The organism is Pseudobutyrivibrio ruminis (genome assembly GCF_015057245.1).
Taxonomy (GTDB): domain Bacteria; phylum Bacillota; class Clostridia; order Lachnospirales; family Lachnospiraceae; genus Pseudobutyrivibrio; species Pseudobutyrivibrio ruminis_E.
Genome location: NZ_SVET01000028.1, coordinates 1 through 15,732, shown reverse-complemented (window position 1 = coordinate 15,732; position 15,732 = coordinate 1). Strand labels below are relative to the sequence as shown.

The window sequence follows — 15,732 nt, the reverse complement described above, 5'->3', positions numbered from 1 at the left end:
CTCATCTCGAGAGAGATACAATTTTTTCATAACATTATTCTCCCTTTTGAAAGAGACGCTCCGCTGGCGTCTCTTTCACATTTTATAGGCATCTTTTTGTTATAAAATTTTCCAATATTCAAAAATTTCATAAAAAATAATATTTATGCTTGATTTGTTTTTGAAAACTTCATATAATCCTCAAGTATGTTTTTTTAGAGAGGTTATATATGTTTTTCAGACACAAAAAAAGTTTTATCGCAATCACACTAGTTTTATCTTTATTCTTTAGTATCAGAAGCACTTCTATTGAAGCAAAAGCTGCTACCCCATATGCATTATATGTTAATCGTGTAGCCAATGTTGTTACTGTAATGTCTCTTGACGCACAGGGACAGTACACAATACCAGTAAAGGCTTATTTATGCTCAGTTGGAGCAAATATTGAAGATACACCAACAGGTTCTTTTACTACATCAAATTACTACGAGTGGAGAGAGCTTTTTGGAAATAGTTATGGTCGTTATGCTATCAGATTTAACGGACATATCCTTTTCCATTCGGTTCCATACGCTGCACCTACAGTTAACTCACTTAGAGGTACTCAGTTTAATATGTTAGGCCAGGGTGCATCTCAGGGCTGTGTTCGTATGGCAGTTGGTGATTTAAAGTGGATTTATGACAACTGTAAGGCTGGTACACCTGTAATTGTTTACGATGATGCTACAAATCCAGGGCCACTTGGAAGACCAGCAGCTGTTAAGCTTGATGTAAATGCAGGCCTCATTGGCTATGATCCAACAGAAGAGGCAGCATATAATCCATGGATGAATCTTGTTCCTACACAGTACTTGAAGCAGGATTCAGGTGATGGAATCATTCACGGATATGTTGGAATGGATGCTGAGGCTCTTAAGCAGTTTATCGGTGCGAGATACAGCGATGGTACAGAAGTTGATAATTGGAATTATTCAATTCAGATAAATGGAAATTATAATCCTAATGTTTCAGGAACTTATGTTGTTTGGATTAAGGTTGCTGATAACAAAGGATATACATCGGTTGAAAAACAATATACTATTCAATTATAAAAAAAGAAGCTTTGTTACAGTTTTGTAGCAAAGCTTCTTTTATTATATACGTTTTTTGCAAATATCTTCCAAGCAACATCTGTCGCAGTAGGGAGCTGTTCTGGCTGTACAAACAGCACGGCCGTGATCAACAAGCCTATGACATAAATCATTGCCTGATTCTGGTGGAACTATCTTTCTGAGAGCCATCTCAACCTTAGTAGGATCTTTTTCATTATCAACAAGGCCAATTCTGTTAGATAATCTAATCGCATGGGTGTCAGTAACTATTGCTGGTTTGCCAAATACATCACCCAAAATAAGATTTGCAGATTTTCTACCAACTCCAGGTAGTGCTAAAAGTTCTTCCATAGTGTCAGGAACCTTTGAATTATACACGTCTCGAAGCATTTTCATGCAAGCAACGATATCCTTGGCTTTTGATTTGCCTAGGCCACATGGACGAACAATTTCTTCCACATCTTTTACATCAGCATTTGCTAAAGAATCGATAGTTGGAAATTTTTCATATAGATGAGGGACTATTTCATTGACTCTTGCATCTGTGCACTGGGCTGCAAGACGTACCGACACCAGAAGCTTCCATGCATCATCGTAATCCAGTGTGCAATCGCTATATGGATATTCCTTTTCTAATCGTTCAATTACTAATAAAGCAAGTTCTTTTTTTCTCATGGTCATATTCTAACATATAATTGAAATGAATGGCTGTGTATGTTACAATCTGAGAGGTTTTTGAAAAATATTTGGGTTTTCGATAGGAGATTAATGTATGGAAAGCTACAAGTCACAATTTATAGAGTTTATGGTGGAGTCTGACGTCCTCAAATTCGGTGATTTTACATTGAAGAGCGGGCGTAAGTCTCCTTTTTTTATGAATGCAGGTGCCTACGTTACAGGTAGCCAGCTTATGCGCCTTGGCGAGTATTATGCAAAGGCAATTCACGATGCTTACGGAGAGGATTTTGATGTCCTATTTGGACCAGCATACAAGGGTATTCCTCTTGCAGTTATCACAGCCGAGGCTTTTTACAAGCTTTATGGCAAGGAAATCAAATATTGCAGCAATCGAAAGGAAGAAAAGGACCATGGAGCAGACATGGGCTCACTTCTTGGTTACAAGATTTCTGACGGCGACAGAGTTGTTATGATTGAGGATGTTACTACTTCTGGCAAGAGCATGGAAGAAACAGTTCCAATCGTTAGAGCTCAGGGTGATGTTACAATTGTTGGCCTTATGGTTTCTTTAAACCGCCAGGAGGTTGGCCTTTCAGGAGACAAATCAAAGACAGCACTTGATGAAGTTGCAGAAACATACGGTTTCAAGACAGGCGCAATTGTTTCAATGGATGAAGTTGTTGAGCATCTTTACAACAGAGAGTGCCAGGGCAAGGTCGTTATCGACGACGATATGAAGGCACGTATTGATGCATATTATAAGGAATATGGAGTTCAGTAAATGGCACGTAGTCGTTTTCACAGACGAAGCTCCTATGGCAATCAATTAAAAGCATTGCCAATGGAAGCTATGTATTCAGCAGGAGTTTCGTTGATTTCACTAATTATATATGGTGGCATTATTACCGCCTCAGTTTATATGTCAGGCGAGACACCTCGCTGGCTTGGCGGCGGCCTTGGAACTTTAGGCTTTCTCGTAGCTTTTGGAGCATTTGTTTACAATGTGGGCCAAATGAAGACTAAGACGGAGCTTAAATACAGAATTGTATGCCTTGCTATCAGCTCAGTTATTATGATAGTTTGGATAGCAACACTTATTATTGGATTGATTAGAGGTTAGCATATGAGCAGTACTTTTTACAAAGAGTCTGACGATATAATGGAACGCTTTGAGCTTGCTACAGAGCGCATATCTCAGATAAAAGAAGATAAAGAATTACCTGAGAATCTTCAGGCGTATTTTAATCAGGTGGCAGATTTCGTGATGACGGTTCTCCCAATCATGAATAAAGCTATCGATGGGACACTTGCTGAGCGCAGTCTCGAGCAGTGTCAGGCAGACAATAAAACTATTTTTTCTATTTACGAAAAAGATAATTATGAGAATAGCTTTCTTTGCCCTACATATGCAGTAGAAAAGCTTGGTGAAGAAGTAGGTGGGCCTCTTTCGGCAGCATTCTATTCTATTACAAGTATTATCGAGGCAGCATTTGCTGGAAGAGTAGATAAGTTTACAATCTATTGTGAGCTTCTTCTTCAGCTTTATGGAGAATGCCAGATTGAGGACGAAGATAAATATCGTCGCGAAAGCATTTTAAATGCTCTTTACTCATTTAAGCATGATTATTGCCAGATGTTCTTATCAGAGCAGATTATTTCAATGGTTGATCCTGAGTATGATTTCTACACAAGAATCATCATGGAGGACGATCTTTCAGATGATAGATATATGTACAAATATGGTATGTATATCGGACCAAATGAGCTTGGAATTGCAGCCCACTTGCGTAGCCTTCCACACGAAGATGTTGTGGCTATGGCACAGACTTACGTTCAGGGCTACATCAAAGGCTTTGAGGTAACTGGCAAGGATATTTCTATCAAAGATACAGTTGGTGTCAATGCTCCGGTTGGATTTGAGCTTATGACTCGTGAAGCAATTCGCCTTTTCGACGAAGCAGGCCTTGCAGCTACTGTTAGATTTGGTGGCACATCATCTCGCAACCTTTTCTCAAGTGTACCTAACAAGCAGTGCGAGTATGATCACAAGGATGACAGAGCATACTACTGGGATAAGGGCATGGCAGACAGATTCCTTGAGGTTCAAAAGAACACTCTTGAAAAGCACAAGGAGCTTGCTGCAGTATATGGTGGCCCAGCTGTCATCGAGACATTTGGAGAGGTTCCATTTGAACCAGCTAATAGAGATGCAAATGCAGTATACTCTGACAAGCAAAATGAGCTTAATGTTTACTATGCAAGCCAGAATGGTCAGATAAACAATCAATACATCAAGGGAGAAGAGCGTAGCTTTACAATTATTGCTTATCCTATCCCTGAGATTGGTAAGGATTTCAATGAAATCTTTAACGAGACAGTTGCTGTTAACACAATGGATTATGAGTTATACAAGAATATTCAGCAGCATATCATCGACGTATTAGACCAAGGTGAAAAGGTTCACATTACAGGTCGTGGAGACAATCACACTGATATTACAGTTAAGCTTCATCACTTGGATGACCCTGCGCACCAGACTAATTTCGAGAACTGTGTTGCAGATGTTAATATCCCAGTTGGTGAGGTATTTACAAGCCCAGAGCTTGAGGGAACAAATGGTGTTCTTCATGTAACTCAGGTATATCTTAATGAGCTTGGATACCGCAATCTTGAAATGAAGTTTGAAGATGGCAAGATTGTTTCATACACATGTAGCAATTTTGACAATGAAGAAGAAAATAAAAAATATATTTATGACAATGTTCTGCATAAGCATGACACTCTTCCGATGGGAGAGTTTGCTATCGGAACAAATACCAGAGCTTTTGTAATGGGACAGAAATACTCCATTGCAGATAAGCTTCCAATCCTTATAGCAGAAAAAACAGGTCCACACTTTGCAGTAGGTGATACATGCTATTCTCACGCCGAGGATGTGCCTATGTACAATCCAGATGGCAAGGAATGTATCGCAAGAGACAATTCTTGCTCACTACTTCGTAAGACGGACTTTTCAAAGGCATATTTTAATTGCCACACAGATATTACAATTCCTTACTATGAGTTAGGGGATATCACAGTTATTACAGCGGATGGCCGTGAGCTTCCAATCATACGCGAAGGTCGCTTCGTCGTAGAAGGAACCGAAGAGCTCAACAAGGCATTAGATATGTAAAGTAGCCAGTAGTCAACAAGCTCTTAGATCTCTCAAGCGAGACATTCTAGTCGAGTGGAGAGATACTAAGGCTTGTTGATGTAACTGGCGAGATATAAACTAGGAGGATAATGGAATGGCAAAGGTAAGTATAGTTATGGGTAGCGACAGCGATATGCCGGTAATGGCAAAGGCTGTAGAGGTACTTGAAAGATTTGGCGTAGATTACGAGATGAGAATTATCTCAGCTCATCGTGAGCCAGATGTTTTCTTTGAGTATGCAAAGGGCGCAAAAGATAGAGGCGTTCAGGTTATTATCGCTGGAGCAGGCAAGGCAGCACATTTGCCTGGTATGTGTGCAGCATTATTCGAAGGGCCTGTTGTTGGTATCCCAATGAAGACTAGCGACCTTGGCGGTGTAGATTCACTATATTCCATTGTTCAGATGCCTACAGGTGTACCTGTAGCTACAGTTGCAATCAACGGTGGTGCAAATGCAGGTATCCTTGCAGTTAAAATGCTTGCTATGGCGGACTCTGCCCTTGCAAGCAAACTCCACGATTTCATCGTAGAGCAGAAAGAATCAGTTGAGAAAAAAGACGGCCAGCTTCAAGCTGACGGATATAAATCATTTTTGTAGATATGTAGAAGGAAACTCTTTTAATTAAGGGTTTCCTTTTATTTATAAAATTTTGAACAAGAAACAAAGGAGAGAAACATGGATTACAAGAGTTCAGGAGTAGATATCGAGGCAGGATATGAGTCAGTGGAGCTCATGAAGAAGTTTGTAAAGGGCACTATGAGACCAGAAGTACTTGGCGGACTTGGCGGTTTTTCTGGAGCATTTGATTTAAGTGCCATCAAGAACATGGATGAGCCAGTTCTTTTATCTGGCACAGACGGTTGTGGAACAAAGGTAAAGCTTGCATTCCTTATGGATAAGCATGACACAATCGGAATTGATGCTGTTGCAATGTGTGTTAACGACGTTGCATGTGCAGGTGGAGAGCCACTTTTCTTCCTTGATTATATTGCATGCGGAAAGAACATCCCTGAAAAGATTGCTACAATCGTTAGCGGTGTAGCAGAAGGATGCAAGCAGTCTGGCTGCGCCCTTGTAGGTGGTGAAACAGCAGAGCACCCAGGTCTTATGCCCGAGGAAGAGTATGATCTTGCTGGTTTTGCAGTAGGTATTGTTGATAAAAAGGATATTATTACAGGTGAAACACTTAAGGATGGAGATGTACTTATTGGTATGGCTTCTACAGGTGTTCATTCAAATGGTTTCTCTCTTGTTCGTAAGATTTTCGATATGACAAAGGAAAGTCTTGATACATATTATGATGAGCTTGGAACAACTCTTGGCGAGGCTTTAATTGCTCCAACACGTATTTACGTTAAGGCACTTAAGGCTGTAAAGGATGCAGGTGTTAGAGTAAAGGCTTGCTCACATATTACAGGCGGTGGTTTCTATGAGAATATTCCACGTATGCTTCCAGAAGGGAAGCGTGCTGTAGTAGAGAAGGATTCTTATGAAGTTCCTGCAATCTTCAAGCTTATGGCTAAGAAGGGCAATGTTTCTGAGCAGATGATGTACAACACATACAATATGGGACTTGGAATGATTGTAGCAGTTGATCCAGCTGACGTTGATAAGACAATGGAAGCTATGCGCTCTGCTGGGGACACACCATATGTTGTTGGTAAGATTGTAGACGGAGAAAAGGGAGTAGATTTAGTTTAATGAGAATAGCAGTTTGCGTATCTGGAGGTGGCACAAACCTCCAGGCAATCATTGATAAGATTAACTCAGGCGAGATTCATAATACTGAAATAGCTGTTGTTATATCTAACAATAAAAATGCATATGCTTTAGAGCGTGCTGCAAAGGCGGGAATCGAAGGGGTTTGTATTTCGCCTAAGGATTATGAGAATCGAGAAGCATTTAATAAGTCTTTTTTGGAGAAATTGAATTCATATAATGTAGATCTAGTTGTATTGGCAGGATTTTTAGTAGTAATACCGGAGGAAATGATTCGTCAGTACAGAAATAGAATCATTAATATTCATCCATCTTTGATTCCAAGTTTTTGCGGTACAGGCTTTTATGGATTGAAGGTTCATGAAGGGGTTCTTGAACGTGGTGTAAAAGTCACTGGAGCAACATGCCACTTTGTGGATGAAGGTACAGATACCGGCCCAATCATTCTCCAGAAGGCTGTAGAGGTAATGGAGGATGATACTCCAGAAACACTTCAGCGCCGAGTAATGGAGCAGGCTGAGTGGATAATTATGCCACGCGCAATCGATTTAATTGCTCGCGGATGTGTATCTGTGGTAGATGGAAAGGTAAAAATAGGAGAATAAGAATGAAAGTATTAATTGTAGGTAGCGGTGGAAGAGAGCATGCAATTGCGCTTGCTGTTTCTAAAAGCTCTAAGGTTGAGAAGATTTACTGTGCGCCAGGTAATGCTGGTATTGCGGAGCTTGCAGAGTGCGTAGATATTAAAGCGATGGAGTTTGATAAGCTTGTAGCTTTCGCAAAAGAAAATGCTATTGATTTGACAATAATTGGCATGGATGACCCACTTGTAGGTGGTGTCGTAGATAAGTTTGAGGAAGCTGGCCTTCGTTGCTTTGGTCCTAGAAAGAATGCTGCTATCCTTGAAGGCTCAAAGGCTTTCTCAAAGGATTTAATGAAAAAATATAATATCCCAACAGCGGGTTATGAGAACTTCACAGATCCTGAGGCGGCTTTAAAGTACCTTGAAACTTGCAAATATCCAATCGTTCTTAAGGCGGATGGACTTGCCCTTGGTAAAGGTGTTCTTATTTGCGAAACACATGAGGATGCAGTTGCAGGCGTAGCAGAAATCATGCAGGACAAGAAATTCGGTGATGCCGGCAATACAATGGTAGTAGAGGAATTCATGACAGGTCGTGAGGTTTCTGTGCTTTCATTTGTTGATGGTAATACAGTAAAAATCATGTCTTCAGCCCAGGACCACAAGCGTGCAGGCGATGGTGATACAGGGCTTAACACTGGTGGAATGGGTAATTTCTCTCCATCCCCATTCTTCACAAAGGAAATTGAGGATTTCTGCCAGAAGAATATTTTCCAGCCTACAGTCGACGCTATGAAGGCTGAGGGAAGAGAGTTTAAGGGCGTAATTTTCTTTGGTCTTATGCTCACAGAAGAGGGACCAAAGGTTCTTGAGTATAATGCTAGATTTGGCGACCCAGAAGCTCAGGTTGTCCTTCCACGTCTTCAGAATGATATTATCGATGTTATGGAAGCTTGTATTGATGGAAAGCTTGATCAGATTGATCTTAAGTTTTCAGATGAGGCAGCTGTATGTGTAGTTCTTGCATCAGATGGTTATCCTGTAAAGTATGAAAAGGGATTCCCTATTACGGGCTTTGATAAGTTCAATAACAAGGATTACTATTGTTTCCATGCTGGAACAGCTAAAAATGACAAAGGCGAAATCGTTACAAATGGTGGTCGTGTGCTTGGTATCACAGCTCTCGGCAAAGATTTAGTAGAAGCTAGAGCAAAAGCATACGAAGCAACAGAGTGGATTGATTTTGAAAATAAATATATGAGACACGACATTGCTAATGCCATCCTTAAATAAAATTGTGTTTTAATTGTGAATTTGTACAAAAAGGCAAAAGCACTTTTTTGCAAAACTCCAAAATTTGTTTGCAGCTCTTTACAGGAGAGGGATTTCCATGTAAAGTAGTTGCATAACAAATTTCGGATTGTTACTGTTCGATGTTCGTACAGGCAAGACTGAATCATATCCCAGAGTCGTGTGTATGACTTTTATTTTTGGAGGGGTAGGTTCGGTCATTTTTTGTTTATAAGAGAGTATTTATGAAAATTAAAAAAGTTCTTAACAACAATGCTGCATTGGCATCAGATGAAAACGGAAATGAAATAATATATACAGGCTGTGGAATTTGTTTTCAGAAGCGTCCAGGAGATGAGCTTGATGAAAGCAAAATCGAAAAGACCTTTGTAATGGAAAAAGCAAATGAACAGTTCTTAAAGCTGGTTTCTGAGTTGCCATATGAACAGATTCAGGTTGCTGATGAAATCATTAGATACGCATCAGATAATCTTGGCAAAAGACTTTGCAACAATATTTACATCACTCTCACAGACCATTTGGGATTTGCTATAGAACGAAGCAAAAGCGGTACATTTTTAAAAAACAAGCTTTTGTGGGAAATCAAAAACTATTATAAAGTTGAATACAACCTAGGATGTCATGCCCTTGAAATTATAAAGGACAAGCTTGGAGTTGAACTTCCAGAAGATGAGGCTGGCTTCTTTGCACTTCATATCGTAAATGCGGAATTAGATGGAAACATCCATCACACTATGGAAGCACCAGAAATCATCGATGACATCATCAGCATAGTTAAATATACATACAAGAAAGATTTGGATGAAGATTCTTTCTCTTATGAAAGATTCATCACTCATCTGAAATATTTCTTACAGAGAGCTGAGCGTAATGCTTATTACGAACCTCAGGATCCAGGAATCTTCGAAATAATTATGGAGAGATTCCCAGAGGCATACAATTGTGCCACACGTATTAAAAGCTATATGGAATCAAAATATCCAGAAAAGCTTACAGACGAAGAAATGTTGTACCTTACAGTACACATTGCTCGAATAACAGATAGAGATTAACCAGGGATGGTTACGGCGTTAGAGTCGGCTAGACCCGTACGATAATCATATAGTCAATCAGGCTATAGCTTTGTCGTGCGGGTTTTTTTATTAGGTAACATTCAGTCCAGTGCGCAGGGGCTGTATAGTATATAAGAGAAAAAGGAGAAACAAATTATGGCAAGCAAATATGATGGCTTGGCTCGCATCATTATCCAGAATGTGGGCGGAAAAGACAACATTCAAAGTATTACACATTGTGTAACAAGACTCAGATTTTCACTTAAAGACGAAAGCAAAGCAAACACAGACATTTTAAAAGAGACAGACGGAATCGTTACAGTAATTCAGTCTGGCGGTCAGTACATGGTAGTTATTGGAAATCATGTACCACAGGTATTCGATGCAGTTATCAGCGTAGGACATCTTGAAAGCAAATCTGCATTAGCAGGTGGAAATGAAATCGAATCAACAGGAAAGCAAAATCCATTTAATGCTTTCATTAGCATCATTACTAGCGTGTTCACACCATTCCTTGGAGTGCTCTGTGCATGCGGTATTTTAAAGGGTGTACTTGCTCTTCTTACAGCAATTGGGGTTATGTCTGCAGCAGGCGGAACATACAACTTCCTTTACTCACTTGGCGACGCAGCATTCTACTTCTTACCACCAATTCTTGGTATGACAGCAGCAAAGAAGTTCAAGCTTCCAGAGATGGAAGGCTTACTCATTGGTCTTGCTATGGTTTACCCATACTTGACAGGCGGAGATTATGATATTTCAAACTTATTTGGAATTCCAGTTTCAATGCCACCTTCAGGAAACTATACATCATCAGTTATTCCTGTTATCCTTGCAGTAGCTTTTGCTGCATGGTTTGAAAACAAATGTGTTAAGAAAATTGTTCCAGATACAATCAAGTTATTCGGTGTTCCACTTATCACATTGTTTGTAACATTCGTATTAACAATCTTTATCATCGGACCAGTTGCTTCTGCAATTGCTAACGTACTTGCATTGTTCTTCAATACATTAAATGCATTAAGCCCAATCCTTATGGGTGCAGTTGTTGGTTTCTTCTGGCAGATACTTGTTATGTTTGGTCTTCATTGGTCACTTGTACCAATCGCATTATCAAACCTTTCAACATCAGGTGAGGATATCATTCTTGTAGCTATGCTTGGTACAACATTTGCTCAGACAGGTGCTGTTCTTGGTATCTGGCTCAAGACAAAGGATAAAAAGATTAAGTCACTTGCACCAGCTGCATTCGTTTCTGGTCTTGCAGGTGTTACTGAGCCAGCTATTTATGGTCTTACACTTCCAAAGAAGGCTCCATTCTTCCGTACATGCGTTATCGCAGGCGTTGCAGGTGCAGTTCTTTGTACAATGGGTGTAAAGGCATACCAGATGGCAGGTATGGGTGTATTCGCATACCCAGCATATGTAAATACTTCTACAAATGATACAAGAGGCATGATTATCTCAATCGTTGTTACTTTAGCATGTGTAGTTGCTGGATTCCTTTCAGAGCTTATTTTCTACAAGGATGACGCTCCAGTAAAGAAGGAAGTAAAGGTTGAAGGTTCAGCACAGGCTGAGACACTTGCAGCTCCAATCAAAGGTGAATTAAAGCAGTTATCAGATATTGCTGATGCAGCATTCTCTTCAGGTGCAATGGGCAAGGGTATTGCAATTGCTCCATCAGAAGGAAAGGTTTACGCTCCAGCAGATGGTACAATTACAGCATTCTTTGCAACAGGTCATGCAATCGGTATTACAACTGACAAGGGTGCAGAAATTATTATCCATGTAGGTATGGACACTGTTAAGCTTGAGGGTAAAGGCTTTGAACCAAAGGTTAAGCAGGGAGATAAGGTAAAGAAGGGTGACCTTTTATTAGAATTTGATATTGATTATATTACTTCAGAAGGATACTCTGTTGATACACCAGTTATCATTACAAATACACCAAAGTATGATGACGTTATTCCTACAGATGCTGCTTCAGCTGCAGTAGGTGATACACTTATTACATTACTATAGTTATAAAAATGGGTTGAAGGATTAGCTTCAACCCAGCTTATGAAATATTTAGAAAGCGAGGCTTAAAAATGAGTACATTTAGAGAAGATTTCTTATGGGGAGGCGCAGTAGCCGCAAACCAGTTTGAGGGGGCATGGGACGTAGATGGTAAAGGAGCATCCGTGTCAGATATGTGCACAAATGGAAGCCACACAACTCCAAAGCGTGTAACTACTAAAATTGAAGAGGGTACTCTCTATCCTTCACATGAGGCAATAGACTTTTATCATCACTATGAAGAAGATATTGCACTCTTTGCTGAAATGGGATTCAAGGTGTTCCGTACATCAATTAACTGGACAAGAATTTTCCCTACAGGAATGGAGTCAGAGCCAAATGAAGTAGGTCTTGCTTTCTATGACAAGGTTTTTGATTGCTGCAAAAAGCATGGTATTGAGCCACTTGTAACTATTTCTCATTATGAGTTGCCATATGCTCTTGTTGAGAAATACAACGGATGGGAGGGCAGAGAGCTTATCGAGTACTTTATGAATTATTGCAAGGCTATCTTTGCAAGATATAAAGGAAAGGTAAAGTATTGGCTAACTTTCAACGAAATCAATGCAGGTACAATGCCACTTGGAGCAGTTTTATCTACAGGTACTATCAAGGGATATTCAGGTCCTGTTACAGAAGTTCCAAATAAGCCACAGGAGAGATTCCAGGCACTTCATCATCAGTTCGTTGCATCAGCACTTGCAGTTAAGTATGCCCATGACAATTATCCTGAGTACAAGTTAGGTAACATGATTTGCTTCGTAACATCATACCCAGCAACATGCAATCCTGCTGATATTATTGCAAATCAGGAGCATATGAGAGAAGTAAACTGGTATTGTTCAGATGTTCAGGTTCGTGGTGAATATCCAGCATATGCTCAGAGCATTTGGGACAAGCATGGCATCACAATCAAAATGGAGCCAGGAGATGCAGAAATTCTTAAGCAGGGTACTGTTGACTTCTATACATTCAGCTACTACATGTCAAATGTAATCAGTGGTAATCCAGAGGCAAATAAGGGCGAAGGAAACCTTATTGCAGGCGGAAAGAACCCATACCTTGAATCATCAGATTGGGGATGGCAGATTGACCCACAAGGACTTAGATATTCTCTTAATGAAATCTATGACAGATATCGTATTCCTCTTATGGTTGTTGAAAATGGACTTGGAGCAAAGGACGAGATTGAGGCTGATGGTTCAATAAACGACGACTATAGAATTGATTACCTCAGAAAGCATATTTCAGAAATGAAAAAGGCAGTAGAGGACGGTGTAGATTTGATGGGCTACACACCATGGGGATGTATTGATTTGGTTAGTGCATCAACAGGTGAAATGGCAAAGAGATACGGTTTCATTTATGTAGAAAAATACGACGATGGAACAGGCACTCTTGCTCGTAGAAAGAAGAAATCTTTTGATTGGTACAAGAACGTAATCGAATCAAATGGTGAGAATCTTTAATACATGTGTTTAATAAAAGGCAGTCTAGCAATGCTAGGCTGCCTTTAGTGTTATTGAACTTTTCTATTTCCTGCAAGAACTTCATGATAATCTTCGAGGTTCTTTCTTAAAAGTGTTGGAATCTGTAATTCGTATGGGCAATGTGTCATGCATTTGCCACATTCGATGCAATCATTAATTTTTTCCATTTCTGCCTGCCAGTACTCATTTAACCAACTTGCACTTGGTGCACGTCTAAGCATAAGAGACATGCGATTGCACTGGTTAATCTGAATTCCCACAGTACAAGGCATACAATAGCCACAACCTCTGCAGAAATCACTCATTAGCTCTTTTCTTTCTTTTTCAATAAAAGCTTTGATACTGTCATCCATGGTAGGAGTGCTATCCATAAAGGCAAGCCACTCATCTAATTCGGATTCGCGTTGGATACCCCAAATTGGAACAGCACCATCGAATTGAGATATGAAGGCCATAGCAGCTTTTGAGTTGGTAATTAATCCACCAGCTAGACCTTTCATTGATATAAATCCCATATCATGGCTGTTGCATAAATGGATTAACTCCACTTCTTTGTCTGTTGCTAAATAGCTCATTGGATACTGTAATGTCTCGTATAAACCAGATTCAATGATTTCTTTTGCTACTCCAAGCTTGTGAGCTGTACCGCCAATATGTCTAATCTTACCTTGACGCTTAGCTTCTACTAAGCATTCGTAAAGCCCGGTGCCATCTCCTGGTTTAAAACACTGTGGCATCATATGTAACTGATATATATCGATATAGTCGGTCTTTAGGTTTGTTAGTGAAGTATCTAAATCTTTCCAAAATTCTTCTGGTGTTTTTGCAGCAGTTTTTGTTGCAATAATAATATCTTCACGTTCAACATAGCCTGTTCCAAATGCTTCACCTAATTTGATTTCGCTGTCGCTGTATGCTCTTGCAGTATCAAAGAATCGCATACCACCGTCGTAAGCTTTTCTAAGAATTCTAACTGCTTCTTCAATGCTGACACGTTGAATAGGCAATGCACCAAATCCATTTTGAGGAACTTTTATGCCAGTTTTTCCTAAAACGATATCTTTCATTTAGAAATCCTCCTATTACATATTTAATTGTTGCTGATATTTTATCATGTAGGAGAGAATAAAGTCTATTTTTCTTAAATATGTGGTAATATCTTAAATAAAGATGGGAGAAGGATAAGGGGAGCATGCATGAATAAACATAAAAAATCAGATATATTATCTTATATATTAATAGTAATTGGAGCTATAATGGCTAGCTTTTCAGTAGCACTAATACTGCTACCAAACGATGCTATAGATTATGGGACGGCAGGCGTGGCAATTATTATAAGTAAGCAAACAGGGTTGCCTCTTGCGCCATGTGTATTTGGCGTCTTTATACCATTTATTATTGCGGGCTATATTGTGTTAGGTAGAAGCTTTACAATCAAAGCAACAATGGGCTCTATCGCATATACGTTAGGTATTCGATTTTTTGAAGGTGTACCTTTTGAATTGAACACTGAGCATTTTTTGGCAGTGGCATTTGGAGGAGCGATTCTAGGAGCAGGACTATCATTGATACTTCGTTATGGAGGATGTATAGATGGTTCTGAAATACTGGCAAATATTGTGGTCAAGCGCTTATCTGATAAAACTGGTAGAAACTATAGTATGACTCCGGTGCTTTTAGCATTTAATGCTTTGGTTTATGTAACTGTATTTATCACAATCGATGCTACAGCTGCATTACTTAGCTTGCTTGTTTATGTAGTAGCAACGGCAGTTATTGACCATTTTACTGATCACTTTGAAGCGATAAAACAGGTTACCATAATCACACAGGAACCTGACAATATAATTGAAGATATAAAGAATAAGCTTAACAAGACTTGTACTATTATGGATTCGAGAGGCGCTATTGCTGGAGAAAATAGCACTTTGATTTGTTATATAAGCTATTTTGAATTGCCTATTATGAAGGATATTATATCTGAACATGCAGGTAGCTTTAGTACAGTATCGACTATTGATGAAATTCTTAGATAGATTAATTATAGGAGGAAGTATTAATGTTAAAAGTTACTTTAAAGATTGAAGGAATGATGTGCGGCTTGTGAAAGCCGCTTTTTTAGTGGGTTTTGATAAATGTTTGAACAATTGACACAATTCAAACAAAAAGGTGATTTTTGGCGAATAGATTTACTTTAATAAAATCCTCAAAAAAGGCTTTACAACTGATGATACAGGTGATATTATAATCGAGCACTGAGGGACAGCAAGTCACACAGAGCAAAACAAATAAACGAAGATTGATAACTGAACAGTGAAACAAACCTTGAATTAATACAAGTTTTTTGGTAACAAGCAAGCTTGTTACTTAACACAAACTTTTCTTCGAAAAGATTGTGAATGACATGTATCCTTGAAATTCATTTAGTTTCTTAATGAAACGAAACCTTTATAGTAAACAAGTCAGTTTTATACTGATTCGGAATTAAACTTTTTAACATGAGAGTTTGATCCTGGCTCAGGATGAACGCTGGCGGCGTGCTTAACACATGCAAGTCGAACGAAGCAACTT

Annotated in this window: 14 protein-coding genes and 1 rRNA gene; 13 read left to right on the top strand and 2 right to left on the bottom strand. The window is 39.3% G+C overall.

The annotated features are described in order from the left end of the window. The first annotated feature begins 209 nt into the window (after positions 1–209). Complete coding sequence (locus E7274_RS14135) at positions 210–1,070, top strand: L,D-transpeptidase (RefSeq protein WP_304176820.1); 861 nt, start codon at positions 210–212, stop codon at positions 1,068–1,070. A gap of 42 nt (positions 1,071–1,112) precedes the next feature. On the opposite strand, the gene E7274_RS14130 is transcribed toward E7274_RS14135, so the two are convergent. Then, a complete protein-coding gene (locus E7274_RS14130; protein WP_304176817.1) occupies positions 1,113–1,745 on the bottom strand; it encodes an endonuclease III domain-containing protein in 633 nt (210 codons plus the stop codon). Positions 1,746–1,842: 97 nt separating this feature from the next. Between E7274_RS14130 and pyrE the strand changes: the two genes are divergently transcribed. The 10 genes from pyrE (at position 1,843) to E7274_RS14080 (ending at position 13,140) form a co-directional block, all read left to right on the top strand. Continuing rightward, positions 1,843–2,529 (top strand): orotate phosphoribosyltransferase, encoded by a 687-nt coding sequence (gene pyrE, locus E7274_RS14125; protein ID WP_044936070.1) that lies wholly within the window; start codon positions 1,843–1,845, stop codon positions 2,527–2,529. After that, on the top strand, positions 2,530–2,868 hold the full coding sequence (locus E7274_RS14120) for a hypothetical protein (protein ID WP_044936073.1): 339 nt from the start codon (positions 2,530–2,532) through the stop codon (positions 2,866–2,868). Positions 2,869–2,871: 3 nt separating this feature from the next. Continuing rightward, positions 2,872–4,923: an aminopeptidase gene (locus tag E7274_RS14115; protein WP_304176814.1), complete on the top strand. Its 2,052-nt coding sequence runs from the start codon at positions 2,872–2,874 to the stop codon at positions 4,921–4,923. Between the two features lie 115 nt (positions 4,924–5,038). After that, the gene (purE, locus tag E7274_RS14110; protein ID WP_074790266.1) at positions 5,039–5,542 is read left to right on the top strand and encodes a 5-(carboxyamino)imidazole ribonucleotide mutase; all 504 of its coding nucleotides are present in this window, start codon (positions 5,039–5,041) and stop codon (positions 5,540–5,542) included. A 78-nt stretch (positions 5,543–5,620) separates the two neighbouring features. Continuing rightward, a complete protein-coding gene (gene purM, locus E7274_RS14105) occupies positions 5,621–6,646 on the top strand; it encodes a phosphoribosylformylglycinamidine cyclo-ligase (protein ID WP_033151517.1) in 1,026 nt (341 codons plus the stop codon). Further along, positions 6,646–7,269, top strand: coding sequence for a phosphoribosylglycinamide formyltransferase (gene purN, locus E7274_RS14100; RefSeq protein ID WP_044936086.1), 624 nt, complete (start codon positions 6,646–6,648; stop codon positions 7,267–7,269). Before purM ends, purN begins: the two co-directional genes overlap by 1 nt. A gap of 2 nt (positions 7,270–7,271) precedes the next feature. Further along, positions 7,272–8,540 carry a phosphoribosylamine--glycine ligase gene (gene purD, locus E7274_RS14095; RefSeq protein ID WP_304176811.1) on the top strand — a complete coding sequence of 423 codons (1,269 nt, stop codon included), beginning with the start codon at positions 7,272–7,274 and terminating at the stop codon, positions 8,538–8,540. Positions 8,541–8,782: 242 nt separating this feature from the next. After that, entirely contained in the window at positions 8,783–9,610 is an 828-nt protein-coding gene (gene licT, locus E7274_RS14090) for a BglG family transcription antiterminator LicT (RefSeq protein ID WP_090395354.1), read from the top strand. A gap of 156 nt (positions 9,611–9,766) precedes the next feature. After that, on the top strand, positions 9,767–11,635 hold the full coding sequence (locus tag E7274_RS14085) for a beta-glucoside-specific PTS transporter subunit IIABC (RefSeq protein WP_304176808.1): 1,869 nt from the start codon (positions 9,767–9,769) through the stop codon (positions 11,633–11,635). Positions 11,636–11,703: 68 nt separating this feature from the next. Then, entirely contained in the window at positions 11,704–13,140 is a 1,437-nt protein-coding gene (locus E7274_RS14080) for a glycoside hydrolase family 1 protein (RefSeq protein ID WP_304176806.1), read from the top strand. A 50-nt stretch (positions 13,141–13,190) separates the two neighbouring features. Here E7274_RS14080 and E7274_RS14075 read toward each other — a convergent pair whose 3' ends face one another. Beyond that, the gene (locus E7274_RS14075; RefSeq protein ID WP_304176803.1) at positions 13,191–14,228 is read right to left on the bottom strand and encodes an aldo/keto reductase; all 1,038 of its coding nucleotides are present in this window, start codon (positions 14,226–14,228) and stop codon (positions 13,191–13,193) included. Positions 14,229–14,357: 129 nt separating this feature from the next. Between E7274_RS14075 and E7274_RS14070 the strand changes: the two genes are divergently transcribed. Next, entirely contained in the window at positions 14,358–15,197 is an 840-nt protein-coding gene (locus E7274_RS14070; protein ID WP_304176800.1) for a YitT family protein, read from the top strand. Between the two features lie 458 nt (positions 15,198–15,655). Continuing rightward, positions 15,656–15,732: ribosomal RNA gene (locus tag E7274_RS14065) — 16S ribosomal RNA — on the top strand; the annotation flags it as partial.